General features: G+C 71.8%; 25 protein-coding genes. 12 read left to right on the forward strand and 13 right to left on the reverse strand.

From position 1 onward, the window contains the following. The first annotated feature begins 22 nt into the window (after positions 1-22). Positions 23-520 (forward strand): GNAT family N-acetyltransferase, encoded by a 498-nt coding sequence (locus tag NYZ95_RS09840; protein ID WP_262851095.1) that lies wholly within the window; start codon positions 23-25, stop codon positions 518-520. A 15-nt stretch (positions 521-535) separates the two neighbouring features. Here NYZ95_RS09840 and NYZ95_RS09845 read toward each other — a convergent pair whose 3' ends face one another. Next, complete coding sequence (locus tag NYZ95_RS09845; protein ID WP_262851096.1) at positions 536-1,858, reverse strand: MFS transporter; 1,323 nt, start codon at positions 1,856-1,858, stop codon at positions 536-538. Then, positions 1,855-2,544 (reverse strand): GntR family transcriptional regulator, encoded by a 690-nt coding sequence (locus NYZ95_RS09850; protein ID WP_262851097.1) that lies wholly within the window; start codon positions 2,542-2,544, stop codon positions 1,855-1,857. The genes NYZ95_RS09845 and NYZ95_RS09850 overlap by 4 nt, the downstream gene beginning before the upstream one ends. A gap of 106 nt (positions 2,545-2,650) precedes the next feature. Here NYZ95_RS09850 and NYZ95_RS09855 point away from each other — a divergent pair, with 106 nt between their 5' ends. Further along, complete coding sequence (locus tag NYZ95_RS09855) at positions 2,651-3,850, forward strand: CaiB/BaiF CoA transferase family protein (RefSeq protein ID WP_308212231.1); 1,200 nt, start codon at positions 2,651-2,653, stop codon at positions 3,848-3,850. Here the strand turns inward: NYZ95_RS09855 and NYZ95_RS09860 are convergent. The 6 genes from NYZ95_RS09860 to NYZ95_RS09885 form a co-directional block, all read right to left on the reverse strand. After that, on the reverse strand, positions 3,847-4,404 hold the full coding sequence (locus NYZ95_RS09860; protein ID WP_262851098.1) for a PadR family transcriptional regulator: 558 nt from the start codon (positions 4,402-4,404) through the stop codon (positions 3,847-3,849). The genes NYZ95_RS09855 and NYZ95_RS09860 overlap by 4 nt on opposite strands. 50 nt (positions 4,405-4,454) lie before the next feature. Then, positions 4,455-5,939 (reverse strand): hypothetical protein, encoded by a 1,485-nt coding sequence (locus tag NYZ95_RS09865; protein WP_262851099.1) that lies wholly within the window; start codon positions 5,937-5,939, stop codon positions 4,455-4,457. Positions 5,940-6,085: 146 nt separating this feature from the next. Beyond that, complete coding sequence (locus tag NYZ95_RS09870; protein WP_262851100.1) at positions 6,086-7,402, reverse strand: dihydrolipoamide acetyltransferase family protein; 1,317 nt, start codon at positions 7,400-7,402, stop codon at positions 6,086-6,088. A 5-nt stretch (positions 7,403-7,407) separates the two neighbouring features. Beyond that, positions 7,408-8,394 carry an alpha-ketoacid dehydrogenase subunit beta gene (locus NYZ95_RS09875; RefSeq protein WP_262851101.1) on the reverse strand — a complete coding sequence of 329 codons (987 nt, stop codon included), beginning with the start codon at positions 8,392-8,394 and terminating at the stop codon, positions 7,408-7,410. Next, positions 8,391-9,497 carry a pyruvate dehydrogenase (acetyl-transferring) E1 component subunit alpha gene (gene pdhA, locus NYZ95_RS09880; protein WP_262851102.1) on the reverse strand — a complete coding sequence of 369 codons (1,107 nt, stop codon included), beginning with the start codon at positions 9,495-9,497 and terminating at the stop codon, positions 8,391-8,393. Before pdhA ends, NYZ95_RS09875 begins: the two co-directional genes overlap by 4 nt. Before the next feature lie 163 nt (positions 9,498-9,660). Then, positions 9,661-10,587, reverse strand: coding sequence for an alpha/beta hydrolase family protein (locus NYZ95_RS09885; protein ID WP_262851103.1), 927 nt, complete (start codon positions 10,585-10,587; stop codon positions 9,661-9,663). Between the two features lie 112 nt (positions 10,588-10,699). Here NYZ95_RS09885 and ligD point away from each other — a divergent pair, with 112 nt between their 5' ends. Further along, on the forward strand, positions 10,700-11,689 hold the full coding sequence (gene ligD, locus NYZ95_RS09890) for a non-homologous end-joining DNA ligase (RefSeq protein ID WP_262851104.1): 990 nt from the start codon (positions 10,700-10,702) through the stop codon (positions 11,687-11,689). A gap of 1 nt (position 11,690) precedes the next feature. Here ligD and NYZ95_RS09895 read toward each other — a convergent pair whose 3' ends face one another. Continuing rightward, positions 11,691-12,311: a LysE family translocator gene (locus tag NYZ95_RS09895; protein ID WP_262851105.1), complete on the reverse strand. Its 621-nt coding sequence runs from the start codon at positions 12,309-12,311 to the stop codon at positions 11,691-11,693. 187 nt (positions 12,312-12,498) lie between these two features. On the opposite strand from NYZ95_RS09895, the gene NYZ95_RS09900 reads away from it, so the two are divergent. Continuing rightward, positions 12,499-13,818: an ATP-dependent 6-phosphofructokinase gene (locus NYZ95_RS09900; RefSeq protein ID WP_262851106.1), complete on the forward strand. Its 1,320-nt coding sequence runs from the start codon at positions 12,499-12,501 to the stop codon at positions 13,816-13,818. Between the two features lie 6 nt (positions 13,819-13,824). On the opposite strand, the gene hisC is transcribed toward NYZ95_RS09900, so the two are convergent. Then, the gene (gene hisC / locus NYZ95_RS09905; RefSeq protein ID WP_262851107.1) at positions 13,825-14,889 is read right to left on the reverse strand and encodes a histidinol-phosphate transaminase; all 1,065 of its coding nucleotides are present in this window, start codon (positions 14,887-14,889) and stop codon (positions 13,825-13,827) included. A gap of 63 nt (positions 14,890-14,952) precedes the next feature. Here hisC and NYZ95_RS09910 point away from each other — a divergent pair, with 63 nt between their 5' ends. From NYZ95_RS09910 to NYZ95_RS09945, 8 genes are all read left to right on the forward strand, one after another. Continuing rightward, positions 14,953-15,450 carry a hypothetical protein gene (locus NYZ95_RS09910; RefSeq protein WP_262851108.1) on the forward strand — a complete coding sequence of 166 codons (498 nt, stop codon included), beginning with the start codon at positions 14,953-14,955 and terminating at the stop codon, positions 15,448-15,450. A gap of 26 nt (positions 15,451-15,476) precedes the next feature. Beyond that, the gene (locus NYZ95_RS20405; RefSeq protein WP_262851109.1) at positions 15,477-16,436 is read left to right on the forward strand and encodes an EamA family transporter; all 960 of its coding nucleotides are present in this window, start codon (positions 15,477-15,479) and stop codon (positions 16,434-16,436) included. A gap of 42 nt (positions 16,437-16,478) precedes the next feature. Continuing rightward, positions 16,479-16,856 (forward strand): phage holin family protein, encoded by a 378-nt coding sequence (locus tag NYZ95_RS09920; RefSeq protein ID WP_262851110.1) that lies wholly within the window; start codon positions 16,479-16,481, stop codon positions 16,854-16,856. A gap of 57 nt (positions 16,857-16,913) precedes the next feature. Further along, the gene (locus NYZ95_RS09925; protein WP_262851111.1) at positions 16,914-17,432 is read left to right on the forward strand and encodes a low molecular weight protein-tyrosine-phosphatase; all 519 of its coding nucleotides are present in this window, start codon (positions 16,914-16,916) and stop codon (positions 17,430-17,432) included. Positions 17,433-17,470: 38 nt separating this feature from the next. Next, positions 17,471-18,355, forward strand: coding sequence for a fructosamine kinase family protein (locus NYZ95_RS09930; RefSeq protein WP_262851112.1), 885 nt, complete (start codon positions 17,471-17,473; stop codon positions 18,353-18,355). Between the two features lie 51 nt (positions 18,356-18,406). Next, positions 18,407-19,102: a response regulator transcription factor gene (locus tag NYZ95_RS09935; RefSeq protein WP_262851113.1), complete on the forward strand. Its 696-nt coding sequence runs from the start codon at positions 18,407-18,409 to the stop codon at positions 19,100-19,102. A 16-nt stretch (positions 19,103-19,118) separates the two neighbouring features. Next, on the forward strand, positions 19,119-20,531 hold the full coding sequence (locus NYZ95_RS09940; protein ID WP_262851114.1) for a sensor histidine kinase: 1,413 nt from the start codon (positions 19,119-19,121) through the stop codon (positions 20,529-20,531). A gap of 63 nt (positions 20,532-20,594) precedes the next feature. Further along, positions 20,595-21,935, forward strand: coding sequence for a S1C family serine protease (locus NYZ95_RS09945; RefSeq protein WP_262851115.1), 1,341 nt, complete (start codon positions 20,595-20,597; stop codon positions 21,933-21,935). 79 nt (positions 21,936-22,014) lie between these two features. On the opposite strand, the gene NYZ95_RS09950 is transcribed toward NYZ95_RS09945, so the two are convergent. The 3 genes from NYZ95_RS09950 to NYZ95_RS09960 all read right to left on the reverse strand — a co-directional run bounded on the left by NYZ95_RS09950 (position 22,015) and on the right by NYZ95_RS09960 (position 26,424). Next, positions 22,015-23,910, reverse strand: a complete 1,896-nt coding sequence (locus tag NYZ95_RS09950) for an anthranilate synthase family protein (RefSeq protein ID WP_262851116.1) — start codon at positions 23,908-23,910, stop codon at positions 22,015-22,017. 157 nt (positions 23,911-24,067) lie between these two features. Further along, positions 24,068-24,670, reverse strand: coding sequence for a hypothetical protein (locus tag NYZ95_RS09955; RefSeq protein WP_262851117.1), 603 nt, complete (start codon positions 24,668-24,670; stop codon positions 24,068-24,070). Positions 24,671-24,759: 89 nt separating this feature from the next. Next, the gene (locus NYZ95_RS09960) at positions 24,760-26,424 is read right to left on the reverse strand and encodes a metallophosphoesterase family protein (RefSeq protein WP_262851118.1); all 1,665 of its coding nucleotides are present in this window, start codon (positions 26,422-26,424) and stop codon (positions 24,760-24,762) included. Positions 26,425-26,523 lie beyond the last annotated feature (99 nt).

Raw genomic sequence — 26,523 nt, forward strand, 5'->3', positions numbered from 1 at the left:
GTGGGAGGGTTAGGCTCCGCCCATGCTGGTACGACGGATGGAAGACTCCGACCTCGACGCGGTCCTCGCCCTCAACCAGGGCGCGCTGGACGGCGTCGGGACGCTGACGGCCGACAGGCTCGAAGAGATCGTCGGGTACGCCGAGCAGTCGGTGGTGAGCACCGACGCCGAAGGCGTGCTCTCCGGGTTCGCGCTGACGCTGCCGCCCGGCACGCCCTACGACAGTCTCAACTATCGCTGGTACGAGGAGCAGTTCGACGCCGACGACTTCGCCTACCTGGACCGGGTGGTGGTGGCGCCGGAGTTCCGGCGGCGCGGGGTCGGCACCCTCCTCTACAACGTGCTCGAGGAGCGCGCCCGCGCGCGGGAGCTGATGGCGCTCGAGGTCTACGTCGACCCGCCGAACGAGCCCTCGCTCGCGTTCCACCGTGCGCGGGGCTACACCGAGGTCGGCCGCCTCGACCAGCCGAACGGCAAGAAGGTCGCGATGCTCGTCAAGCGCGTCGGCGGACCCCGCTGACCGCCCGGCGGGTCGTCAGACCGTGACCGACTCGCCGCGACGCATCGCCTCCAGCAGCTCCGGCGCCGTGGCTGCCAGCTTGCGCCGGATCGCGCCGCGGTGCCGCAGGATCATGACGATGCCGAGCACCCACGGCACGACCTGCACCGCCATCGCCCAGCCGAACGCCTCCGACGGGTAGGTGTCGGCGCCCGCGGGCGTCAGCACGTCGAGCACCACGCCGATCCCCAGCATCGTGCACAGCGAGGCGATGAACCCGCCCGTGTTCACCAGCGACGTCGCCAGCCCCGCACGCTCCGCGCTGCCGAAGGTCCGGACGAAGTCGAAACCGACCATCGACGCCGGGCCACCGACCGCCGTGACGACGACCATGACGACGAGCAGCCAGGACGGGGCGTCGCCGGGCCACAGCAGGACCGCCCCCCACGACAGCGCGATCGCGGCGATGATCGCCACCGTCGTGGACGAGCGGTGGTACGGCCGGTGGGAGGTGAGCCAGGCCAGAAACGGACCGGACGCCATCGTCGCCAGCGTCAGGAGGGTCAGGAGGAACGCAGCGAACGCCGGGGAGGCGTGCTCGCCCCGCACGAAGAACGGGTAGCCCCACAGGATGCCGAGCACGGTCGCGCTGAACTGGGTGGAGAAGTGCGTCCAGAACCCCAGCCTCGTGCCGTCGTCGGCCCATGCCTCCCGCACGCGACGTCCCAGGCCGCGGACCTCCAGCGGGGGCCCGAGGTGACGCCGCAGCCCTGGCCTGTCGTGCACGACCACGACCAGCGCGAACGCCAGGACCAGTCCGACCGCTGCGGTCACGAGGTACGCCGTGGTCCACCCGACGTGGTGCAAAGCCCACGTCATCGGGACCGCGGCCAGGATCATGCCGGCCTGTCCGCTGATCCCGGTGAGCTGCGTCATCAGGGGCACCTTGCGCGGCGCGAACCAGTTGGCGACCAGCCGCAGCACGCACACGAACACCATCGCGTCACCGGCGCCGACCGCGACCCGGGCGGCGAGCGCCACCGGGTACGAGGTCGCGAACGCGAACCCGACCTGCGCGACGCTCAGCGTCAGCACGCCGGTGAGGATGACGGCCCGAGGACCGAACCGGTCGAGCGCCAGGCCGACAGGGATCTGCATCCCGGCGTAGACGACGAGCTGCAGCACGGTGAAGGTCGAGAGCTGCGCTGCGCCGATGCCGAACCGTTCGGTGGCCTCCAGACCGGCCACGGCGAGGGAGGACCGGTGGAAGACCGCGAGGACGTAGACGAGCAGCGCGACGACCCACACGGCGTAGGCGCCCCGCCGCAGACCGAGGCGCCGCGAGACGGTGGCGATCACGCGTCCACCGCCAGGTCTCCCCGTGCGGCGTGGCGCGCCGTCGCGAGGTGCCGGTCGTTCGCGGCGACGAACGCGTCGAGGTCGTCGCCGGCGATGAGGGCGGCCAGCTCTCGGTGGTCGCGGATCGCGCGGTCCATCCGGGCGGGCGAGGGGCCCATCGCGGTCGCGTTGATCATCATCTGCCGCTCCCGCAGGCTGCGGTAGAAGCGTGACAGGTGGGGGTTGGCGGCAGCGTCGACGACGACCTCGTGGAAGAGGCGGTCGGACTCGGTGAACGCGGCGAGGTCGTCGTCGCCGCGGTGCTTCTCCATCGCGTCCACGAGCGCGTCCATCTCGGGACGGACCCGGGCTCCCTCGGCGAAGGCGCGCGGCGCCGCCCACTGCTCCACCAGAGCACGCGCCTCCCACATCGCGTCCGCCTCGGCGCTGGTCACCGGGAGGACGATCGCGCCCCGCTTCGGGTAGATCCGCACCAGTCCCTCGGTCTGGAGCCGCAGCAGGGCCTCGCGGACCGGGGTGCGCGAGCAGCCCAGGCGCTCGGCGAGCGCGACCTCGCCGAGCTCGTCACCGCCCGGCAGATCGCCGACGAGGATGGCGCGCTTGATCGCCGCGTACGTCCGCTCGGTGGCGGACGTACGGACAGGGGCGGTGGGCCCGGACCCGGGCGAGGCTGGAGATGCACACATGTTGCATACATGATGCCAGAACGGGCGCTGCCAGGCGCGCGCGGACCGGGTTGGCACCATTCGCCGTACGGACGCACGCCCGCAGGTGTGACGATGGACGGGCCCCGTGACCCCGAACCCTGGAGCCGTGATGCTGTCCGACATCGTCGTCGTCGATCTCACCCGCGCCCTCGCCGGCCCGCACGCCGCGATGATGCTCGGTGACCTGGGAGCGACGGTGATCAAGGTCGAGTCGCCCGCCGGAGACGACACCCGCCAGTGGGGCCCGCCGTTCGTCACCGGCAGCGAGGGCGACGAGCAGTCCACGTACTACCTCTCCTGCAACCGCAACAAGCTCTCGATCACTGCCGACCTCAAGAGCGACGACGGTCGCCGCACGCTGGAGCGGCTCGTGCAGCAGGCCGACGTCCTCCTCGAGAACTTCCGCCCGGGGGTGCTCGAGCGCCTCGGGTTCGGCTACGAACGACTGCAGGCGCTCAACCCGCGGCTCGTGATCTGCCAGATCACCGGGTTCGGGCACGACGGCCCGGAGTCGGCACGCGCGGGCTACGACCAGATCGCGCAGGGCGAGGGCGGCCTGATGAGCATGACCGGTCCCGACGCCGAGCACCCGACGAAGGTCGGCGTCCCGATCGCGGACCTCCTCGCCGGCATGAACGCCGCGTACGGCATCGCCTCCGCGCTGCACGAGCGGTCGCGTACCGGGCGCGGGCGCGTCGTGCGCACCAGCCTCCTCGCGGGCATGGTCGGCGTGCACGCGTTCCAAGGCACCCGGTGGACCGTCGCCCACGAGCGGCCGAGCGCGGCCGGCAACCACCACCCGTCGATCTCCCCGTACGGCCTCTTCCGGACCGCCGACGCGCCGGTCCAGCTCTCGGTGGGCTCCGAAGGGCTGTGGCACCGGTTCGCACCGCTGGTCGGCATCGACGTCGAGGACCCCGCGTACGCGTCCAACCCGCTGCGCGTGCGCAACCGCGACTCGCTGACCGCACGGATCGAGGAGGCGTTCGCGGTCGCCGGCGCGGAGGTGTGGCTCGAGCGGCTCGCCGAGGCCGGCGTCCCCGCCGGCAAGGTGCGGACGCTCGACGACGTCTACGCCTGGGACCAGACCCGGTCGCAGGGACTCCTCGTCGAGGTCGACCACGAGACGCTCGGCCCGATCGAGATTCCCGGGCCCGTCCTCCGGCTCGACGACCTCCCGTACGCGGGGGCGCGCGAGAAGAACCTCGCCCCTCCCCGGCTCGGGCAGCACAACGACCACGTCGCGGCGTGGCTCGACGCCCGCGAAGCCGAGGCGGCGAGCTAGCGCGCCCGGCGGGCCGTGAGGACCGCGATCACCCGCTCGCTCCACGCGAGGTTCTCGCGCTCGAACGCGAGGCCGCGCTCGAGGGTGAGGAAGGGCCCCACACGGTCCGACTCGCGCAGGTAGGTCTCCTCGTCACGCCCGTCGAGCATCCGCTCGCGGACGCGCTCGAAGAGGCGAAGCTTGGCGCGGAACTCGTCTGCCTGCTGCGTCACCGTCGCGAGAAGGTCGTCGATGTCGGCGACGTCGGCCGCCTGCACCTTCACCATGAGGTCGCTGCGGATCGCCTGCGCCCGGGCCGGTGCCGACGCGTACGCGCGCAGCGCCGCACGTCCGGCCTCGTTGAGCGACAGCACCTTCTTCGTCGGCCGACGCTCCTGCGGCACGACCTCGACGTCCACCAGCCCGTCGCGCTCCAAGCGGTCGAGCTCGCGGTAGAGCTGCTGTGGCGTGCCCGACCAGAAGTGGGCCGACGACACGTCGAACACCTTGCTCAGCTCGTACCCCGAGGCGTCACCCTCGAGCAGGGCGGCCAGCAGCGCGAACCTCAACGACACGACGCCAACCTAGCCGCTGCCACGGGCGACGCGCCGGAGGGCGAAGAGGCTCAGGTGACGCGGGCGTCGTCGATGCGTCCGCCGTGCTCGAGCCACCAGCGCGCCCCGGCCCGCATCTCGAGCGAGCGCCGGCGGTCGCGCGCCAGCCGCGCGAGGACAGGGTCCTGCTGCATCCCTGCCGCGAAGAGCGCCGCGTGCGCGACCCCCTGGTCGTCGTGCGCGAGCAGCGGCGCGACCCCGGCGACAGGGCCCCCCGGCACGTGCGCGAGGGTCACCAGGGTCTGCCGCACGTCGGCGCCGGGCTCGTCGAGACGGGAGATGAGTGCGTCACGCTCGGCCTTGCCCACGACGTACGGCAGCACGCCCGGCGCGCCGTCGAAGCAGCGGTTGGGCTGGGTCTGCTCGATGAGCACCTCGGCGAGCAGGGACGCGTACGGGCTGCGCGCGAGCAGCATCGCCGACTGGTGGCGGACGTCGTGGCTCGTGGCGCTGTACGCGTCCTCGATGATCGCGCGTCCGACGGCGTCGACCTCGCGGCCGGTCACCGACTCGATGCGGGCCGTCGCCCCGCGCACCGCGGTCGCGAGCATGGTCGCGCGGCTCGTCGCCGACGCCGCGACGCCGCGCGGGCGTGCAGGGAACAGCTGCGGCCGCAGCCGCCGCAGCCGCTCGGCCGTCGGCGGAGGGAGCACGTCGAACAGAGGCACGATCCGGACGAGGGCGTTCTCGTTCGAGCCGTCGAACAGGATCTGGGCGAGCTGCGCCTCCAAGGCTGCCATCGAGGCCGGCGTGACCTCGTGCCGCGTGAGCTTGCGGTGCAGACCCCACGTCGCGCCGAGCTGCAGCTGCGCGGACGGCTGGCCCAGCAGGGAGATGAGGGTGTTGACCGCCTTCTCGGCGCGGACGTCGGCGATGAGGACGACCGGGATCAGCGTCGCCTGGGCCGTGGGGTCGATCACCTGCGCACCGACCGTCCGCATGACGCGCGCCTGGTGGACCGGGGACTCGATCAAGCGTCGCAATGCCTCGTAACGGGTGACGAGCGCGAGACCGTTGGCCCGGGAGGCCTCGCTCACCAGACGGGCCACGAGCGGCTCGGTCGCGGCGAGCAGGTCGTCGTCGAGCGAGTGGCGCGCAGCGACGCAGCCGGCCCACTCGAACCAGTCGACGCCCTCGACGACGTCGCCCTGGACCACGGCGAACGCCTCGTGGAGCGCCTCGTCGGTCACCTCCGTCGTACGGGTGGGCGGCCGCGCGCCCCACGAGCGCGCCATGCCTTCGCACAGGGCCGAGAGCCCGGCACGGGGGATCCCGAGGATCTCCTCGTACGACCGGAGCACCGACTCCGGCACGCGCAGGCGGCCGGACTCCCACCGTGAGATGCGTGAGGCGTCGGCGCGGTGCCCGTGCTGCGCCAGCACCTCTGCGTAGGGCTGCAGCTTGCGCAGGGTGGTGTCAGCCGACATGAGCCGCCATTGACGCAGCAGCCAGCCGACGCGTTCGTACGCGCTGACGTCGCGAGTTTCGCCCGTCACCGGATCACCCCTTCGCCCCCCGGCCCCGGTTGTCCTCATGCAACGTAACGATTAGGCGGTTCACGAGTGGGTAAAACGGCAGAACTGGCGTTTTCACGCCAGTACGATGGCGGGTCGGCGCCGTCCCGGACCCGCCATCGCGCTGGTCAGAGGGTCATCGCCTGTGCGGGATCCTCCAAGAGGGTGCCCACGTCGGCAAGGAAGCGCGAGCCCTGAGCCCCGTCGACGACCCGGTGGTCGAACGAGACGGCCAAGGTCGTGACCCATCGAGGGACGATGTCGTCGCCGACCACCCAGGGGCGGCGGTTGATGGCGCCCACCGCCAGGATCCCCGTCTGACCCGGGACGAGGATCGGCGTGCCGGCGTCGACGCCGAAGACGCCGACGTTGGTGATACTGAACGTCCCTCCGGCGAGCGCCTCGGGCTGGGTCTTCCCCTCGCGGGCCGTCGAGACCACGTCGGCGATCCGGGACGCGACCTCGGGCATCGGCAGGCGGTCGCAGTCACGGACGACGGGGACGAGGAGCCCACGGGGCGTCGCGGTCGCGATGCCGAGGTGGACGTCGTGCTTGAGCACGATCTCCTGCGCGTCCGCGTCGAACGTCGCGTTCATCTCCGGCGTCCGCCGCAGCGCCAGGCACACCGCCCGGACGACGAGCAGGAGCGGTGAGACCTTGACCTCCGCCAGGTCGGGGTCGCGTCGCATCCGGTCGAGCAGCTCCATCGACGCGGACACGTCGACGGTGAGCCACTCGGTGACGTGCGGCGCAGTGAACGCCGAGGCGACCATCGCCTCCGCGGTCGCCTTGCGGACGCCCTTCACCGGGACGCGGGTCTCGCGCCCTCCCGGCGACGCGACGACCGGCACGGAGGACTCGTCGGCCTCGGCGGACGTCGTGGACGCGGGGCTCACCGTCGTCTCGAGCGTCCGCATGTAGGCCTCGACGTCGGCCCTGCGTACGATCCCGCCCTCGCCGGGCGGGATCTCGCGGAGGTCGACGCCGAGGTCCTTCGCGAGCTTGCGGACCGGAGGCTTGGCGAGCGTACGGATCGGGCGGTCGGGAGCCCCGTCACCGTCGGCCGAGGCGGGGGTGGCCCGACGACGGCGGCGTACCGACTGGCGCTCGCGCGGGCCGTACCCGACCAAGGTGGCGACAGGCTCGTGCTCCTCGGCGGGCGCCTGCTCCGGCGCCTGCTCCGGCGGCTGCTCCTGCGCCGCCACCGCGTCCCCGACGGCGAGGATCGGGGTCCCGACGGCCACCGTCTCGCCCGCTGCGACGAGCAGCGCGACGACCGTGCCGGCGTACGGGGTGGGCAGCTCGACGACCGACTTCGCGGTCTCGACCTCGCAGACGATGTCGTTGACCTTCACCGTGTCGCCGACGGCGACGTGCCACGTGAGGATCTCCGCCTCGGTCAGACCTTCACCGGGATCGGGCAGCTTGTACTCGTTCGTGGTCACCGGCCTCACCACGCCAGGCTTCGGTCGACGGCGTCGAGCACCTGGTCGAGGTCGGGGAGGTACGACTCCTCCACCCTGCTGGGCGGGTACGGGATGTCGTACGCGCCGACGCGCAGGACCGGGGCCTCCAGCGAGTAGAAGCACTCCTCGCTGATCCGGGCTGCGAGCTCGGCACCCAGCCCGAGGTTGCGGTGGGCCTCATGGACCACGACCGCGCGCCCGGTCTTGCGCACCGACTCGTGCACCGGTCCCATGTCGAGCGGCGACAGCGTGCGCAGGTCGATGACCTCGAGGTCGAGCCCGTCCTCGACGCCTGCCTCGGCAGCACCCATCGCGACCGACACCGACGGCCCGTACGCGAGGACCGTCGCCGTGCTCCCCGGCCGGACGACGCGCGAGCTGAACAGCGGCGGAGGTGTGGCGTCGAGGTCGATCTCGGCCTTCGTCGAGTGGTAGAGCCGCTTGGGCTCGAGGAAGATCACCGGGTCCGGCGACGCGACCGCCTGCTGGATCATCGCGTAGGCGTCGCGCGGGTTGGAGCACGCGACGACCTTGAGACCGGGCGTGTGGGCGAACTGCGCCTCGGGGCTCTCGGAGTGGTGCTCGACAGCGCCGATGCCACCGCCGAACGGGATGCGGACGACCAGGGGCATCGAGAGCCGCCCGCCCGAGCGGTAGCGGTACTTGGCGACCTGGCTCACGATCTGGTCGTACGCGGGATAGACGAAGCCGTCGAACTGGATCTCGACGACGGGGCGGTAGCCGCGCAGCGCGAGACCCACGGCCGTGCCGAGGATGCCGGCCTCGGCCAGCGGGGTGTCGATCACGCGGTCCTCGCCGAAGTCCTTCTGGAGGCCGTCGGTGATGCGGAAGACGCCGCCCAGCTTGCCGATGTCCTCCCCCATCAGCACGACCTTGGAGTCACGGTCCATCGCGGCGCGCAGTCCGGCGTTGAGCGCCTTGGCCATCGTCATCGTCACGGTGCGGCTCATCGCGCGACCTCCTCCAGGCTCGCCGACCACGTACGGAACTCGTCGCGCTCGGCGGCGATCTCGGGCGTCTGCTCGACGAAGACCTGGTCGAACAGGGTGGTCGGATCGGGGTCGGCGAGCGCGCGCACCTGCTCGCGCAGCGTCTCGCCCAGGCGTTCGGCCTCGTCCTCGACGTCGGTGAAGAACTGCTCGTCGACCGCGTTGACGCGGCGCAGGTAGGCGCGGACCCGTTCGAGCGGGTCGCGCAGCTTCCAGCTCTCGACCTCGTCGGAGTGGCGGTAGCGCGTCGGATCGTCCGTCGTGGTGTGCGCGCCCATGCGGTACGTGAAGGCCTCGATGAGGCTCGGCCCGCTCCCCTCCCGCGCCCGCTGGAGCGCCTCCGTCGTCACCGCGTGCACGGCGAGGACGTCGTTGCCGTCGACCCGTACGCCGGGGAAGCCGAAGCCGGCAGCGCGCTGGTAGAGCGGGACCCGGGTCTGCCTGGTCGTGGGCTCGGAGATCGCCCACTGGTTGTTCTGGCAGAAGAAGACGACCGGCGCGTTGGTCACCGCGGCGTACACGAACGCCTCGTTCACGTCGCCCTGGCTCGTCGCGCCGTCACCGAAGTAGGCGACGACCGCCGCGTCACGACCGGGCTCGCCGGTGCCGACCGCGCCGTCGCGCTGGACACCCATCGCGTACCCGGTCGCGTGGAGGGTCTGAGCGCCGATGACGATCGTGTAGAGGCCGAAGTTGTGCTCGTCGGGGTCCCAGGTGCCCTGGTCGGTGCCGCGGAAGAGGCGCAGGAGCGCGATCGGGTCGACTCCCCGGCACCATGCGACGCCGTGCTCGCGGTACGTCGGGAAGACGTAGTCCTGAGGGGCAAGCGCGCGACCCGAGCCGACCTGCGCGGCCTCTTGGCCCAGCAGCGACGCCCAGATGCCGAGCTCACCGTGCCGCTGGAGGGCGGTGGCCTCTGTGTCGATGCGCCGGGTGAGGACGAGGTCGCGGTAGAGGCCCGCGATGACGTCGTCGTCTCCGTCGAAGTGGTAGTCGGGGTGCTCGACGCGCTCTCCCTCAGGGGTGAGCAGCTGGACGAGCGAAGGGTCGACAGGGTCGGCCATGCGGCACTCCTCGCGTTCGGCGGCCCCGGGATCACCGGGCCGGCGGATGTGAGATGCGGGACGCCACTCGAACGGTGGTTGGGCAGACGCCCCACAGGTGTGAGCGGGCTCACACCGTGCAGTCAGGCTAGCACCGCGAGCGCCGCACGGACCGGCCCCGTCGTCAGGCGGTCGCGCTGGTCACCGTCACCGCAGGGTCGGAGGCGTCGCCGGTGGAGAAGACGTAGTCGGCGGCCGCACCGTCACCGAGCTGCGCCTTGAGGAACAGCGCCGCCCAGCGGGCCGACGTCGCGATGCTCGAAGCCTGCGAGATCGGCTGGACGCTGGCGTCAGGATCGGCTCCCGCGGGGTTCTGCGTGTTGGTGATCCCGTAGTGGTTGGCCCCGGCGACGCGGACGATCTGCTTCGGTCCGTTCTCGAGGCTCGCGTACGAGGTCTCCGCGTCCTGCGGCAGCGCCACGCCGTCGACCGTGCCCTGGACGAGCTGCACGGGGATCTGGTTGTCGATGCGGGCGGAGGTGCCGAGCAGCGGAGAGATGTTGTTGGTGCCGAACAGCGACGCTGCCTTCACCTCGTCGGGCAGCGTGTAGCCGAGGGTCGTGCAGAACGGGATGCCGCAGGTCTCACCCGCGACGTTGAGTGCGGCGGCACCGCCGAAGGAGTGGCCGAGCAGAACCAGCGTGTCGGTGTCGATCTTGCCGGCGAGCGGGGAGGCGGGATCGACGTTCTCGTCGTCCATCCACTCGATCGCCTCCGCAGGCATCTTCTGGGACGGGTAGTAGTCGTGGTCGAAGAACACCAGGCGCTTGTGGTTCGGCACCACGACGACGAACCCGTACGACGCGACCGTGCGCGCGTACTCCGCGTAGTGCATGCGGTGGACCTGGGCCCCCTGCATGAGCAGCGCGACGGGGAGGTCCCCTCGGGCGTCGGCCGGGTAGTAGACGTCGGCACCGTCGTTGACGACCTGCGACGAGTAGTGGGCGACGGCAGGCGCGGGGTCGGCCGACGCGGTGGACGGGGTGAAGGCAAGCGCGCCGAGGGCGAGGACGGCAGCGGCGGCGAGCCGGGCGGGACGAGCACGATGCATGAGTGATCCCTTCAAAATCGGAACAGCGTTCCATTGATGGGGTACCCTTCCGCGCCAGGGTCGCTGCCGTCAAGGGGCACGAAGACACGCGACATGGGCGTACGGTCGTGCCATGCCGTCGGAATGGATCGCGCCGATGCTCGCGACCCTCTCGTCGCGACGCTTCGACGACCCGGCGTGGGTCTTCGAGCGCAAGCTCGACGGCGAGCGGCTGATGGCGGTCCGCGACGGCGCCGACGTCCGGCTCTGGACCCGCAACCGTCTCGACGTGAGCGCCAGCTATCCGGAGGTCATCCGCGCACTGAAGGCCCTGCGGGGCCCGAAGAGCTGGGTGATCGACGGCGAGCTGTGCGCGATGCGCGGCGACCAGACGAGCTTCGAGGACCTGCAGAAGCGGATGCACGTCACCGACCGGCGCGCCATCGCGAACGCCGGCGTGACGCTGGCGTACTGGGTGTTCGACCTCCCACGCTTCGACGGTCACGACCTGTGCCCGCTGCCGCTGACCGCCCGCAAGGACGCGCTGCGCGACGCGTTCGCATACGACGACACGATCCGACTGAGCACGCACGAGGCCGAGCGCGGGCTCGCGCTCTTCCACCACGCCCAGGACGCAGGCTGGGAGGGAGTGATGGCCAAGCGGGCCGCGTCGACCTACCAGCCCGGGAGGCGGTCCCCGGACTGGCTCAAGTTCAAGGTCGTCCGCGGCCAGGAGCTCGTGGTCGGCGGGTGGACCGATCCTCAAGGATCGCGCTCGGGCCTGGGCGCCCTGCTGCTCGGCTACTACGACGGGGACGTGCTGCGCTACGCCGGCAAGGTCGGTACCGGCTTCGACGCCCGTACCCTGGCACACCTCGGCTCGCTGCTGGGACCCCTGGCCAGCGACACCAACCCGTTCGCCGAGTCCGCGGCCGAGATCCGCAAGGCGAGCCGCTCGAGCCCGTCGCAGACGCACTGGGTGGAGCCGAGCCTCGTCGTCGAGATCGGCTTCAGCGAGTGGACGGGGGCCGGCCGCCTGCGCCACCCGCGCTACCAGGGCCTGCGCGACGACAAGGACCCGCGCGAGGTCGTCCGCGAGGAGCCCCGGCCGATCGGGCCCTGACTCAGCGGGCCGCGGACACCAGCGTGGAGACGCCGAGGGTCGCGATGACGCCGGCCGTGCCGCGGTCGATCGCGCGCTCCACGCGCGGACGCCGCAGCCAGGTGAGCGCGCGGCCGGCGAGCGCAGCGATCCCCGCGAAGTAGACGAATCCGATCGCGGCGAAGATCGCTCCGAGCACCATCGTCGCGCCGAGCGAGGCCTCGTGGCCCGGCAGGAACTGCGGCACGACGGCGACGAAGAACAGTCCGACCTTCGGGTTGAGGACGTTGGAGATCAGGCCCGCCCGCATCGCGGCGCGCGCCCGCACCCCGTACGCGCCCTCCACGTCACCGATCCCCTTGCCGCGGCGCAGCAGCGCGCGCAGGCCGAGCCAGACCAGGTAGAGCCCGCCCGCGATCTTGACCGCGCGGTACGCCTCGGCCGACTGCTCGAGCAGCGTCGCGAGCCCGGCGGCGACGGCCAGCGCCCACAGGAGCGAGCCGGTTGCCGACCCGAGCGCGGCCGCCAGCCCCGTACGCGTGCCTCCGAGGCTGAAACGCAGCACGAGGAAGGTGTCGGGGCCGGGAGTGAGCGCGAGCAGGACGCACAGGCCTGCGAAGCCGAGGAGAAGCGAGAGGTCCATTTTTCCTGGGAAACAACGAAATTGGCAAGATGAAGGTGACGACGCCGATCAGCATAGCAATATGTCCACGCCGCACGCAGACCGGTCGGCAACATGCGAACGCAGATCCCACTTTGGCTGCCCGTTCCGCCCTCCTCCGCCCACCGAACGCGCGCACCGACCGTCCCGCGCCACCTACCCTCGTCCTGTGCCTACCCTCGACGACCTCCAGGTCTCCACCCTCGGCCCCTGCACGTACGAGTCGCCGCTGAGCAGCTACGTCGCGGGACGCAAGACCAACGAGTACTACGTGTCGGAGGGCGACCGAGTCCTCTACGACGACACGATCTCGCTCCTGGAGCAGCGCAACGAGCCGATCGAACGCTGGCCGTCCTTCGAGCCTGGAGGGCCTCGTCCCGCGATCTTCCACGACCCGGCGACCACCCACGTCGGCGTCGTCACCTGCGGCGGCCTGTGCCCCGGCCTCAACGACGTGATCCGCGCCGTCACGCTGGAGCTCTACACGCACTACGGCGTGACCCGCGTGACCGGCTTCCGCAACGGGTACGCCGGGCTGGTCCCCGAGCTCGGTCTCGAGCCGATCGACCTGACCCCGCAGCTGGTGGGCTCGATCAACGAGCGCGGCGGCACCATCCTCGGCACCTCCCGCGGCGCGCAGGACCCGGCCGTGATCGTCGACCGGCTCGTCGAGCTCGGCATCGACGCCCTCCTGGTCATCGGCGGCGACGGGTCGATGCACGGCGCCCACCGCATCGTCGAGGAGATCACCCGCCGCGACCTCCCGATCGGCGTCGTCGGCATCCCCAAGACGATCGACAACGACATCCCGCACATCGGCCAGAGCTTCGGCTTCGCCACGGCTTTCGGCGAGGCGTCGCGCGCGATCTCCGCGGCCCACATCGAGGCCGAGTCCGCCTACAACGGCGTCGGGCTCGTCAGGGTCATGGGCCGCCACGCGGGCTTCATCGCCTGCTACGCGGCGCTCGCCAACCACGACGCCGACTTCGTCCTGATCCCCGAGGTGCCCTTCAGCCTCGAGGGCGAGAACGGCCTGCTGCGCTCGCTCGAGCGGCGGGTGCGCGACTACGGCAGCGCCGTCATCGTCCTCGCCGAGGGAGCAGGCCAGGACCTCACCGGCGCGACCGGCCGCTCCGACGCGTCAGGCAACAGCGAGCTGGGCGACATCGCGACCGTCGTCCGCGAGGCCATCGAGAACGACTTCCGCGACCGGGGCGAGCCTCTGACGCTGAAGTTCCTCGACCCCGGCTACGGCATCCGCGCGATCCCGGCCGACCCGTCCGACTCCGTGTACTGCGCCCGGCTGGCGCAGGTCGCCGTGCACGCCGCGATGGCCGGGCGTACGGACATGGTCGTCGGCCGGCGACGCCACCGCTTCGTGCACGTGCCGATCCCGCTGGTGATCGAACGCCGGCACTCGGTCTCGCCCGACGGCGACCTGTGGCTCTCGGTGCTGGAGTCGACGTCGCAGCCGGTCGACATGCGCTGAGCGGGGTCAGCCGGCCAGGCGCCGGAGGACCTCGATCACACGGTTGTTGGCCTCCGGCTCCCCCACGGTGATCCGGATGCCGTCGCCGGCGAAGGGGCGGACGGACAGGCCGTCGCGCCCGAACACCTCGGCCACCTCGGTCGTACGCTCGCCCGTGGGCAGCCAGAAGAAGTTGGCCTGGGCGTCCGGGACCGACCAGCCGAGGTCACGCACGGCCGAGACCGTCCGGTCGCGCTCGGCGACCAGCGACTCGACACGGGCCAGGAGCTCCTTCTCCGCCTCCAGGGAGGCGACGGCCGCCGTCTGCGCGAGCGCGGACACGCCGAACGGCAGCGCGACCTTCCGCACGGCCGTCGCGATCCGGGCGGGCGCCACGGCGTACCCGACCCGCAGACCCGCCAACCCGTACGCCTTCGAGAACGTCCGCAGCACCACCACGTTGTCGCGGGCACGGGAGAGCTCCAGCGCACCCGTGGGCGTCGCCGCGAACTCTACGTACGCCTCGTCCACGACGACGAGGACGTCTTCAGGCACCTGAGCGACGAAGGCCGCGAGCGCCTCGGCGTCGACCGCGGTCCCCGTGGGGTTGTTGGGCGTGCACACGATCACGACCCGCGTGCGGTCGGTGAGCGCGGCGAGCATGGCGTCGAGGTCGTGCTCGGCGGTCGGCGTCAACGGGACCTCGACCGGTGTCGCGCCGACCAGACGGACCGCGATCGGGTAGGCCTCGAACGACCGCCACGCGTAGACGACCTCGTCGCCGCTCTCGCAGGTCGACTGGAGCAGGTGGTAGAGCACGGCCACCGACCCGGTCGCGGCCGCGAGGTCGGTCACCGGCACCTGGTGGTGCCGCGACAGGGCCGCGTACAGCTCTGTGGCTCCCATGTCGGGATAGCGGTTGATGGTGCCGGCTGCGTCCTGCACGGCCGCGAGCACGCCCGGCAGCGGCGGGAAGGGGTTCTCGTTGCTCGACAGCTTGTACGGCACTCGGTCGTCGGCGGCGTTCGGCGGTCGTCCCGGTCGGTATTCCGGCACGCCGTCGAGCGCCTCTCTGATGCGGGGTTCGCCCATGCCCGCACCCTAGGCCCGTCGTCGTCCAGGGTCGAGCGGGCAGCGGCTGCTAGCCTCGCCGACGTGCCCTCCACGACCTTCCTCGTCGGAGTCGCCGTCTTCTTGGTGCTGCTCTGGCTGGACCAGCGGCGACGACAGGCGGCGGCGCGACGCCGGGCCGAGCGTGGCGAGAAGCCCCGAGGCGGCGGGGCCGAGGAGTGGCTGGCGACCCGTCTGGTCCTCGAGACCGACCGCGACACCGCCGACGCGGTCGTCGCGAAGGTGGCGCAGGCGACGATGTCGAGGCCGGTCGCCCCTGGTCGCTGGTCGCTGCTGACCGGCTTCGACCGGTACGAGGCGACGGCCGGCTTCGTCCGTACGGACCCCGGGGCGGTCACGTTGGCGCCGCTGAGCGCTCCCGACGACGACGGCGCACCCGACGGGGCCGCCTGGCTCGACTTCCGCGACCGCGTCGCGAAGGCGGCACGCAGGTCGGGTGTCGTCGCCCGCACCGAGCCGTCGCCGCCCTTCGTGGTGAGCACCGGCGCAGCAGCCGGGCGGACGTGGGTGCCGCAGAAGTAGCCGTTGCTCCGTGAGAGCATCCCGAGGTGGCACGCACCGAGTCGTCGGCAGGAATCGGGTACGGGCTCGTCGTCGGCGGCGCAGTCCTCTTCGTCGTCAACGCCGGCGTCTCCCGGGTCGCCCTGCGCGCCGGGGTCGACCCGGCGCTGCTCACCTCGTTGCGCACGACCGGTTCGGCGCTCCTCTTCCTCGCTTTCGCCGCGCTCACCGACCGCTCCGCGCTGCGCCTGCCGCGCGGGCGCGAGCTCGTGATGCTGCTGCTCCTCGGCATCGTCGGTGTCGCTGGCGTGCAGTGGACCTACAACATCGCCATCGACCGCATCCCGGTCGGGATGGCGCTGCTCCTCGAGTACCTCGCCCCCGTGCTCGTCGTGCTGTGGGCGCGCTTCGTCCAACGGCAGCAGGTCCGGCGCACGATGTGGGTCGCCGTCGCCATGACCCTGCTCGGGCTGGCGCTCGTCGCCCAGATCGCCGAAGGGCTCGCCTTCGACGGGCTCGGGATGCTCGCTGGGCTCGCGGCCGCGGTCTGCTTCGCGGTGTACTTCCTCGTCGGCGAGCACGGCGTGCGCGAGGCCGACCCGATCCGGGTCGTGGTGTGGGCCTTCGGCTTCGCCGCGCTCGCGATGAACCTCGTCCGCCCGGTGTGGACCGCTGACGGCCTCGACGCTTCCGCCAACCTGCTCGGCGCGCTCGACGCGTACGAGGTGCCGCTCTGGGCCGTCCTCGCCTGGATCGTCGTGCTCGGCACGCTCGCGCCGTTCTTCATGGAGCTCAGTGCCCTGCAGTACCTGCCCGCGACCGTCGTGACCATGGTCGCGACGCTCGAGCCGGTCGGTGCGTCTGCGCTCGGATGGGTGTGGTTCGGGGAGTCTCTCGACGCCGTGCAGATCCTCGGCGGCCTGCTCGTCGTCGCCGGCATCGCCCTCGCGCAGCTGTCGCGCCCCTCCCCGACCCCCGCCTCGCCGGTGCCCGAGGTCGCGGGCTGAGCACCGGGCGGGTACGGCGGGTCCGTCTGCTTGGATGGACGCATGAAGCTCGTCCTCACCTGGTTGTGCAACGCTGCCGCGATCGCCGTGGCGGCCTGGATCTTCAGCGGCATCAGCATCGGCGACGCCGGACAGGACGGCTGGGAGAAGGCCGGCGCCCTGCTCATCGTCGCCGCGGTGTTCACCGCGATCAACCTGACGGTCGGCCGGGTCCTGAAGTTCCTCTCCATCCCGTTCATCGTGCTGACGCTCGGCATCCTGCTGCTCGTCCTCAACGCGCTCCTGCTGCGGCTCACCGCGTGGATCACGCAGGCGCTGCCGGTCGAGTTCCACGTCGAGGGCTTCTGGGTCGCGCTCTGGGGCTCGATCGTCATCTCGCTCGTCAACATGGCGCTGCGTCTCTTCGTCGATGCGGACTAGCGTCGACGCGAACTAGCGCCGACGCGCACGAGCACGGGCGCGGACTAGCGTGGGGGCATGACCGACACCGAGCCCGGACACCCGCTGCGGATCGCCGTCGTCTGCCTCGGCAACATCTGCCGCTCACCGATGGCCGACGTGGTGCTGGAGCAGAAGCTCGACGACGCCGGCCTCTCCGACGAGGTCCGCGTGGACTCCGCAGGGACCGGTGGCTGGCATCGTGGTGAGCCGATGGACCCCCGCGCGGCCGCCGTCCTCACCGAGCACGGGTACGACCCCACCCGCCACCGCGCGCAGCAGATCACGAGCGAGTGGTTCGCCGACCACGACCTCATCCTGACCATGGACGCGTCGAACTACGACGACGTCGCCGCGCTCGCCCGCACCCCCTCGGACCGCGCGAAGATCGCGATGTTCCGGTCGTACGACCCTGTGGCGACGCCGGGAGACGACGAGGTCCCCGACCCCTGGTACGGAGGCCCCGAAGGCTTCGAGCACGTGCTCGGCCTGATCGAGCGCACCGCGGACGCGATCGTCGCGCACGCGCCGCAGCTCGTGCGCGAGCTCACGCAGTGATCCCGGCGGGAACCCTCGCGCGTGTGTAGCGTCAGCACATGGCGCGCATGGGGGGCATTGCAGCGAAGGCGGAGGCCCTGCTCGGGGCAGGTGTCGTCGCCACCACACCGGTAGCCGGCGGTGACACCAACACGGCGATCAGGCTTCGGCTCACCGACGGACGCAGTGCGGTGCTCAAGACGCGACCGCACGCGCCGCACGACTTCTACACCGCGGAGGCCGACGGGCTCCGCTGGCTCGCGGAGGCCGGTGGGGTCGCGGTGCCCGAGGTGCTCGGGGTCTCCGAGGACTGCCTCATCGTGTCGTGGATCGAGCCGGCCAAGGCGACCGCCGACGCCGCCGAGGCGTTCGGCCGGGCGTTGGCCCAGACCCATGCGGCCGGCGCCGAGGAGTTCGGCTTCGTTCGCGACGGCTACATCGGCCTCGCTCCCCTTCCCAACAAGCCGGCGGCGACCTGGACCGAGTTCTACGCGACCCGCCGCGTGCTCCCGTACCTCAAGGTCGCCGTGGACCGCGGCGCGATGACGAGCGAGGACGCGGCACCGGTCGAGGAGGTGGTCCGCCGCCTCGACGAGCTCGCGGGGCCGGCCGAGCCACCGGCGCGCCTGCACGGCGACCTGTGGTCGGGCAACGTCGTCTGGTCGACCGAGGACCGGGCCTTCCTCATCGACCCCGCCGCGTACGGAGGCCACCGCGAGACCGACCTCGCGATGCTCGCGCTCTTCGGGATCCAGCACCTCCAACGGATCGTGGACAGCTACGACGAGGCCTCGCCGCTCGCGGACGGGTGGCGCGAACGGGTGCCGCTCCACCAGCTCCATCCGCTGCTCGTGCACGCGGCCCTCTTCGGCGGCACGTACGGCGCGCGGGCCAGTGCCGCGGCCGAGCAGCTGCTCGCCGGGTCGGCCTCTACGACGACCTGACGCGCCCCCGACTCGCCGGTGGGGCTGGGCGCGACCTGGCACGCTGTCCCCATGCGCATCCTCGTGGTCGACGACGACCGGGCGGTCCGTGACTCGCTCCGGCGCTCGTTGGAGTTCAACGGCTACACGGTCGACGTCGCCTCCGACGGCGCCGAGGCGCTCGCCCGCGTACCGATGATCCACCCCGACGCGATCATCATGGACGTGATGATGCCGCGCCTGGACGGTCTCGAGACGACCCGGGCGCTGCGCACCGCCGGCAACGACGTCCCGATCCTGGTCCTGACCGCGAAGGACGCGGTCGACGAGCGGGTCGACGGTCTCGACGCAGGGGCGGACGACTACCTCACCAAGCCCTTCGCCCTCGCCGAGCTGCTGGCGCGCGTCCGCGCCCTGCTGCGTCGGTCGGCGCGCTCGGGCTCGGCCGAGGAGGACGCGGACGTCGTGCTCGAGTTCGCCGACCTCACGATGAACACCGCCACCCGCGAGGTCACCCGCGGGGAGCGGCACATCTCGCTCACCCGTACGGAGTTCGCGCTGCTCGAGCTGTTCATGGAGCGACCGAAGCGGGTCCTGGAGCGCTCGTTCATCCTCGAGGAGGTCTGGGGCTTCGACTTCCCCACCACGGCCAACTCGCTCGAGGTCTACGTCGGGTACGTACGCCGCAAGCTCGAGGCCGACGGCGAACCCCGCCTGCTCCACACCGTACGAGGCGTCGGGTACGTCCTGCGCGAGACCGCGCCGTGAGAGCGGAGCCCTGGTGATGGGCCGCGACGTCGCGTCGTTCCGCCGCTGGCTGCACGACCGGGCCGAGGGCCTCCCTCTCGCCACCCGCATCTCGTTGCTGACGACGGCGGCCGTCGGCATCACCCTCGCGTTCGTGAGCGTGATCGTGTACGTCAGCGTCAAGGCCGAGTTCACCTCCAGCCTCGACGAGAACCTCCAGCGCCGTGCCGTCGCCGCCGTCCAGGCAGGCATCGCCACCGAGTGGGACATCCGCGGCATCCCCCAGACGGCGCTCATCGCCAGCGACGTCAAGATGACCGTCATCCGGTCCGGCGAACCCGACCCGCGCCTCGCCGACTACGTCGGTCCCGACGAGGAGGAGGTCGCCTCGGGCGAACGCACGCACTCGCTGCGCACGGCCGACATCGACGGCACCTCGTACCGGGTGGTCGCCGTGTACGCCGGATCCGGACGCGCACTGGTCGTCGCCCAGTCGATGGCGAGCATGGACGCCGCGCTGGACCGGCTCGGGTTCGTCCTGTGGGCGGTCGGGATCTTCGGCGTGCTCGTGGCGGGGCTGCTCGGCTCGGTGGTCGCCACGGGCGGGCTGCGCCCCGTCCGACGTCTCACCACCGCGGTCGAGCACGTCGCCCGGACCGGTGAGCTGCGCCCGATCGCCGTCCACGGCACGGACGACCTCGGACGGCTCACGACGGCGTACAACCAGATGATGGTGGCCCTCGACGCCTCCCGACAGCGTGAGCGCCAGCTCGTCGCCGACGCCGGGCACGAGCTCCGTACGCCGCTGACCTCGCTCAAGACCAACATCGAGCTCCTCGGCCAGGCGGAGGAGCGCGGCGGGATGCCACAGCAGGCGCGCCTCGAGCTCATCTCCGACGTCGGAGCCCAGGTCGACGAGCTCGCGACGCTGGTCGGCGACCTCGTCGAGCTCGCCCGCGACGAGGGCGCGCCCGACCCCGAGCCGATCGACCTCTCGGAGGTGGTGGCGACCGCGGTCGAGCGCGTCCAGCGCCGCGCCCCCGGGATCGCCTTCGAGGTCGACACCGAGCCCTGGATCGTGGTCGGCGAATCCCGCACGCTCGAGCGCGCCGTCACCAACCTTCTCGACAACGCCGCGAAGTGGAGCCCGCCTCTCGGCGAGGTCCGCGTGCGGCTGCACGACGGCACGCTCACCGTCGAGGACGCCGGCCCGGGGATCAGCGACGAGGACCTCCCGCACGTCTTCGAGCGCTTCTACCGCTCGCGCGACGCGAGGCGTCTGCCGGGCTCGGGCCTCGGGCTCGCGATCGTGGCGCAGGCCGCGCACCGCCACCGCGGGCAGGTCACGGCCGGCCGAGCGGCGTCGGGCGGCGCGCTGATGACGATGCGCATCCCCGGTCAGCCGGCGCGACCACAGGATGGGCCCGAGCTCTCAGCAGATCCCCAGTAACCTCTTCCGATCGTCCCAGAACCGTCTCAGCGGCCTCTTAGTCGTACGCGTCATGCTGGAGGCATGAACGATCAGTCCCGTCCTACAGACCCGCAGGGTTCGGCCCCGCAGCAGGCGCCGCAGCCCTCCACCCCGTTTGCGGCGACCGGCAGCGGCGCCAGCACGGGATACCCGAGCAGCACGCCGTACACGCACCGGTACGGTGCCGCGTCCGACCCGAGCGAGAACGCCGGCGAGCGGACGCAGCCCTACCCCTTCGGCTTCACGCCGCAGGAGTCCCGTACGCCCGCGCCCAAGAAGGAGCGCGGCGGGGGCTTCGCCGCGGCGGTCGTCGCGGGTGCCCTCGTCGCCGGCCTCGTGGGAGGCATCGGCGGTGCGGCCGGCTACCAGGCGCTCAACGACGACAGCTCCGGCCCGTCGTCCTCGACCTCCTCGCTCGACAACACCTCCAACGCCTCGAGCGCCTCGATCAGCCAGGGTGAGATCGAGAAGGTCGCCCAGAAGGTGCTCCCCTCCACCGTCCAGCTGAACGTCCGCGGCGGCGACAGCGGCGGCAGCGGCACGGGCATCATCATCAGCTCCGACGGCGAGATCCTCACCAACAACCACGTGGTCGAGACTGCTGCCGACGGCGGCGAGATCACCGTCTCCTTCAGCGACGGCTCGATCGCCCGCGCCCAGATCGTCGGTCGCGACCCGGTCACCGACCTCGCGGTCGTCAAGGCCGAGGGCAAGAGCGACCTCACCCCGGCGACGCTGGGCAACTCCGCCGACCTGCGCGTCGGCCAGGACGTCGTCGCCATCGGCTCGCCGTACGGGCTGGAGAGCACGGTGACGTCCGGCATCGTGTCGGCGCTCAACCGGCCGGTGACCGCGGGCGAGACCGCCGAGTCGCGCAACGTGTTCCCCGCGATCCAGACCGACGCGGCGATCAACCCCGGCAACTCCGGCGGCCCGCTCGTCGACCTCAACGGCGCCGTGATCGGCATCAACACCGCGATCCGCACCAGCGGCGGCAGCGAGTCCGGCTCGATCGGCCTCGGCTTCGCCATCCCGGTCGACCTCGCCAAGAACGTCGCGTCCCAGCTGGTCAAGGGCGACACCGTCGCCCACGCCCGCATCGGCGTGACCGTGTCCGACGCGGTCGAGTCCGACGGCATGACCACCATCGGCGCCGAGGTGAAGTCGGTGTCGAACGACAGCGCCGCCGCGAAGGCCGGTCTCAAGACCGGTGACGTGATCATCCGGGTCGGCGACCAGCCGGTCGCCAGCTCGGACGCCCTGGTGGCGACGATCCGCGGCTACCAGCCGGGCGAGAAGGTGAAGATCACCTACACCCGTGGGGGCGAGCAGCACACGGCCGACGTGACGCTCGACTCCGACGGCGGCTCGCTCGGGTCCTGAGTCACCTGGGCCCCTCCAGAGAAGAGGGCCACGCGCACCGGGGGTGCGCGTGGCCCTTCTGCTTTCCCGGTGCCGGCGCTCAGCCCAGCAGCTCGGCGACGAGGTCGCCGATGATGCGGTCGCCGTGCTGGGTGAGGATGGACTCGGCGTGGAACTGGATCCCCCGGAAGCCCGGACCCGCGACCGTGTGCACGTCACCGGACTCCGCGTCAGTCTCGACCGTCACTCCTTCGGGCAGCCCCGCGTCGGGCACCCGGGCGACGAAGGTGTTGTAGAACCCGACGGTCTCGGTCCGTCCGCGCAGCGGGAGCGCGCTCTGCGTCCCCTGGAACACGATGTCCTTGTACGCGAGGTCGAGGCCGAGCGCCCCGCACAGGACCTGGTGGCCGAGGCAGACGGCGAGGAACGGGCGCCCCGCCGCGAGCAGGTCGTCCACCGCGCGGCGTACGGTCGCGATCTTCGGGTCCTCCAGCGTCCGCGGGTCGCCCGGACCCGGGCCGACGATCACGAGGTCGTACCCGTCGAACGCCTGCGGGCCGGCGTACTCCTCGTGACGGAGCACGTCGGTCGTGATCCCGAGGACGCCGAGGACGTGCGCCAGCATGTTGACGAAGTCGTCCTCGTTGTCGAGGACGACCGCGCGCTTGCCGGCCAGCAGCGCGGCGGGAGCGGCCCCCGACTGGTCGGACAACCAGAACTGGCTGAGCCGCTGGTTGCGCGAGCCGAGCGCGATCAGCACCTCGTCGTCGTGCGCGAACGCGTCGAACCCCTCCGACGGAGCCGGTGCGGCCGGCACGAGACCGAACGCGCTGAGCACCCCGGCAGCCTTCGCGTGGGTCTCCGCCGTCTCGTAGTCGGGGTCGGAGTCGCGGACGAGCGTCGCCCCCGCGGTCACCAGGAGGTTGCCGTCGAGGTCGACGTCGGCCGTCCGGATGAGGATCGGCGAGTCGGCAGTGGGTCGGCCCTCGTCGTCGCGGCCGAGCAGCGCGGCGGCTGCCGCGTAGTAGCCGCGGCCGTGCGTCTCGTACTTCTTGATGAGCCGGCACGCGTTCTCGACCGGGCTCCCCGTGACGGTCGCGGCGAACATCGAGTCGCGCAGCACCTCGCGTACGTCGCGGTGGGTGCGTCCGGCGAGGAGGTACTCGGTGTGCACGAGGTGCGTCATCGGCTTGAGGTACGGACCGAGCACCAGGCCGCCCTCGGAGCAGATGTCGCACATCATCTTCAGCTCCTCGTCGACGACCATGAAGAGCTCGTAGATCTCCTTCTCGTCGTCGAGGAACCTCAGGAGCTCGCGCTTGCGGTCCGCCTGCGTCTCGAGCCCGCGCAGCCGGAACGTGCCCGAGATGGGGTTCATCCGGACCTGGCCCGCGTCGACACTCACGTGGCGCTCCGGGCTCGCGCCGATCAGGTAGCGCTCGCCGGTGAAGACCAGGAACGTCCAGTGCGCACCCCGCTCGCGCTCGAGCAGCCGCCGCAGGACGGTCAGCGCCCCGGTCGCGCCCCAGTCGGCGAGCCGGGCACGGTAGTGGCGTCCGATCACGAGGTTCGCGCCCTCGCCCTGACCGATCTCGGTGTCGATCACCTCGCGCACCAGCTGCGCGTACGTCGCGTCGTCGGTCTCGAAGCCACCCTTGTCGGCCAGCGCGACCTCGCCGTCCGGCAGCACCTCGAGCAGCGCGTCGAGGGGCACCTCCAGCGACGTCTCGGCCGCGATCACCGACAGCGGCGTGCCGTCGTCGTGCGCCTCGAAGCCCCGCTCGCGGACCTGCCGGAACGGCACCAGGACGAGGTTGTCGTACGAGGCCGGTGCGCCCGGCACCGGATCGGGCACAGGGACGTCCATGAGCGAGTCCACGTCCGTGCGGGTCCCCCCGAGGAGGATGACACGGTCGGAGTCCCGCACGCGGACGAGCGCGTACGAGGGGAGCGTGACGAGGTGCGCGAGCGCCGCAGCGACATCAGGTGAGGTCATCGTCGGTCCTTCGTGGTCGTCGGCCGACGGGTTGCCCAGACCGGCCGAGTGGCGGGTCTGGGGGAAAGCACGAGACGCCGCCTACAGGCGGCGCCACCAACCGAGCGTGGTGTGTGCGTTCATGGGCGCGAGCGTAGCGCACCGTGGGGGCACGGCCTCACGCTGACCGGCCTCTGCCGGCGTCGCGCCGCGCGAGAGGCGAGCCCGCGGGCAGCGGGAGCCGCAACGACGTGAGTGGGGCGAGGCCGAGGAGCAGCAAGGACGCTGCGAACGGCGTGAGGTCGGCGTTCGCGGCCACGAGGAACGCGCCGGTGACGACGCAGGCGGGGCTCCACCACGCCAGCTCGCCGTGCTCGACGAGGAGGAGCAGCAACGTCGCCAGGCCTGCGACGAGCAGGGCGGGCGCCGCCTCGGCGACCACCTCGGGGCGAGACGCTGCCGGACCGTCCACCCACAGCGCGCCCGCCGAGGCCCACATCGACCCGGCCGCACCGAGCAGGCCCGCCGCGACCGCCACCTCTGTCACCCCGCGACCCGACCCGGTGATGGGAGGAACGCTGCGGGCGAGCCCGACGACCAGGACCGCGAGCAGGAGCGCCGCGAACAGGAGCGCGGCATGACCCAGGTCCCCGGCGGTCCCCCCGCCGTACCCGCCGTCCATCGCGTCGACGAGGCGCAGCAGGCCCGCGACGAGGATCAGCAGCGGCGCGACGAGCGCCGGGCCGACGACGAGCGGGTGGCGCGGGCCGAGAGGAGCCATGGGTGTCATGCTCTCCACGGTGCACCGTACGGCGCCGGTGCGCCCATCGGTGAGACCACCGAGAGGACCCCGGAAGGTCCCGGAGGCCCCTACTCGCCTGCCGTCTCCGGTGTGCTCGTCGAGGGCGTCGTGGTGGGGGCGTCGGCCGGCGAGGCCTCGGTCGCCAGGTCGAACGCGACGTACTCGGCGACCGCGATCGTCCCGTCGGGGTTGAAGTTCACCGGCTGGAGCCCGACCGGGCGACCGTCCTTGTAGGTGATCAGCGTGGCCTGCGCCTGCCGCCGCAGCTTGCTGCCCAGCGCGAACGCGAACGCGGCGCCACCGGTGCTCGCGTTCGTGTACGAGACGGTCTGGCGGCCGTTCGGAGCCGTGGTCACCGTGGGACCCCGCTGGACGTGGAGGTGACCGGAGAGGACGAGGTCGACGCACCCGGACGCCGCGACCTCCTCGCCCGTCGTCGGGCTGTGCACGACGACCGTGCTGACCCCTCCGTCCTCGCACGCGGTCTCCGTGAGCGCCTGGCCCTGCTCCCGGATCGAGGTGGAGCCCTGCTCCCACCCGGCCGTCAGCCCCGAGCTGCGCGGATCGCTGTAGCCGAGAAAGCTGATGCCCTCGACGTCGGTCGGGTCGCCGTCGAGGACCGTGAAGCCCTCGTCCTTCATCTGCTCGGTGACGAAGTCGCCCTCGTCATGGTTGCCGGCGACCGCGACGGTCGGGATGTCGCGGAACTGGCGCGCGAGCGAGCGGATGCTGAAGCCTTCCCACGACCCCCCGGTCGAGGTGTCGTCGCCGGCGTCGATGAGCAGCGACGCGCTGACCTCGTCGGCCACCGCCCGAACCACCGAGTCCATGCCCACGTTGTCGTGCCGGTCCGCCACGAGGACGGCGACGATCTCGCCCTCGGCCGGCTGGCGCAGCTCGGCCGCGATCTCCGGCACTCGGTCTGCCATCGCGCCGTAGAACTTCACCGACGTGCCGTACGTGGAGATCGCCGACTCGACGATCGCACGGCTCGCGTCGGTCGCACTGCCCGAGGAGATCTGGACCGCGCTGAGGTCGAGGTCGTCGGGGATCTCGGGGTACACCTCGCCGATCGGCCGCCAGCGCTTGTCCGCGACCTCCTGGACCGCCGGTTGCGGCCACGCCAGCAGGGCGACGGCGAGCACGGTCGCGAGGGCCAGGGCGACGAGAGCTCGTGCAGGTCCGTGCGGCAGCCGGCGACGGTGCCACGCGGCCCCCACCCGCTCGCCGAGCTCGTGGCGCCGGCGACGCCCGACCAGCATCCACACCGCGACGAGCGCCAGGACCGTCAGGAGCCCGACCCCGAGCCCGCGCAGCGCCGACGCGATGGCGATGTCGCGGACGACCGTGCTGATCTGCTCGATCTCCGCCTCGGGCTGGGAGGCGATGACCGCGTCGCGCGCGACCAGCTCGTCGAGGCTGTCGGCCTCTGTGTCACCGATGTCGATCGAGACGCCGATGCCGAGGGGCGCGTCGATCGGCATCCGGACCTGGGGCAGGACGGAGCCGAAGTCGAGCGTCGCGTGCCCGTCGAACGTCGGGGTCACGACGCCGGAGTGCGCGCCGACGAGCACCGGGCGGTGCGCGTTCGTGAAGATCGTCAGCGCGACGACGCACGACACGGCGAGGCCGAGGACGACGAGCAGCATGACAGGGATCCACCGGCGCCGGCCACGTCGAGCAGCGACGGGCACGGGATCGGCAGCAGCGGGGGTCTCGTTCGACTGAGGCATCCCCTCCAGTCTGGCGTACGGGACCGAGCGACGGCTGCGGCGTGTCTCACTCTCGGACACCTGCACAACTTGGACTGGCGTACAAGATGTGACGCACCT

The sequence above is a fragment of the Mumia quercus genome (assembly GCF_025506335.1).
Lineage (GTDB): Bacteria > Actinomycetota > Actinomycetes > Propionibacteriales > Nocardioidaceae > Mumia > Mumia quercus.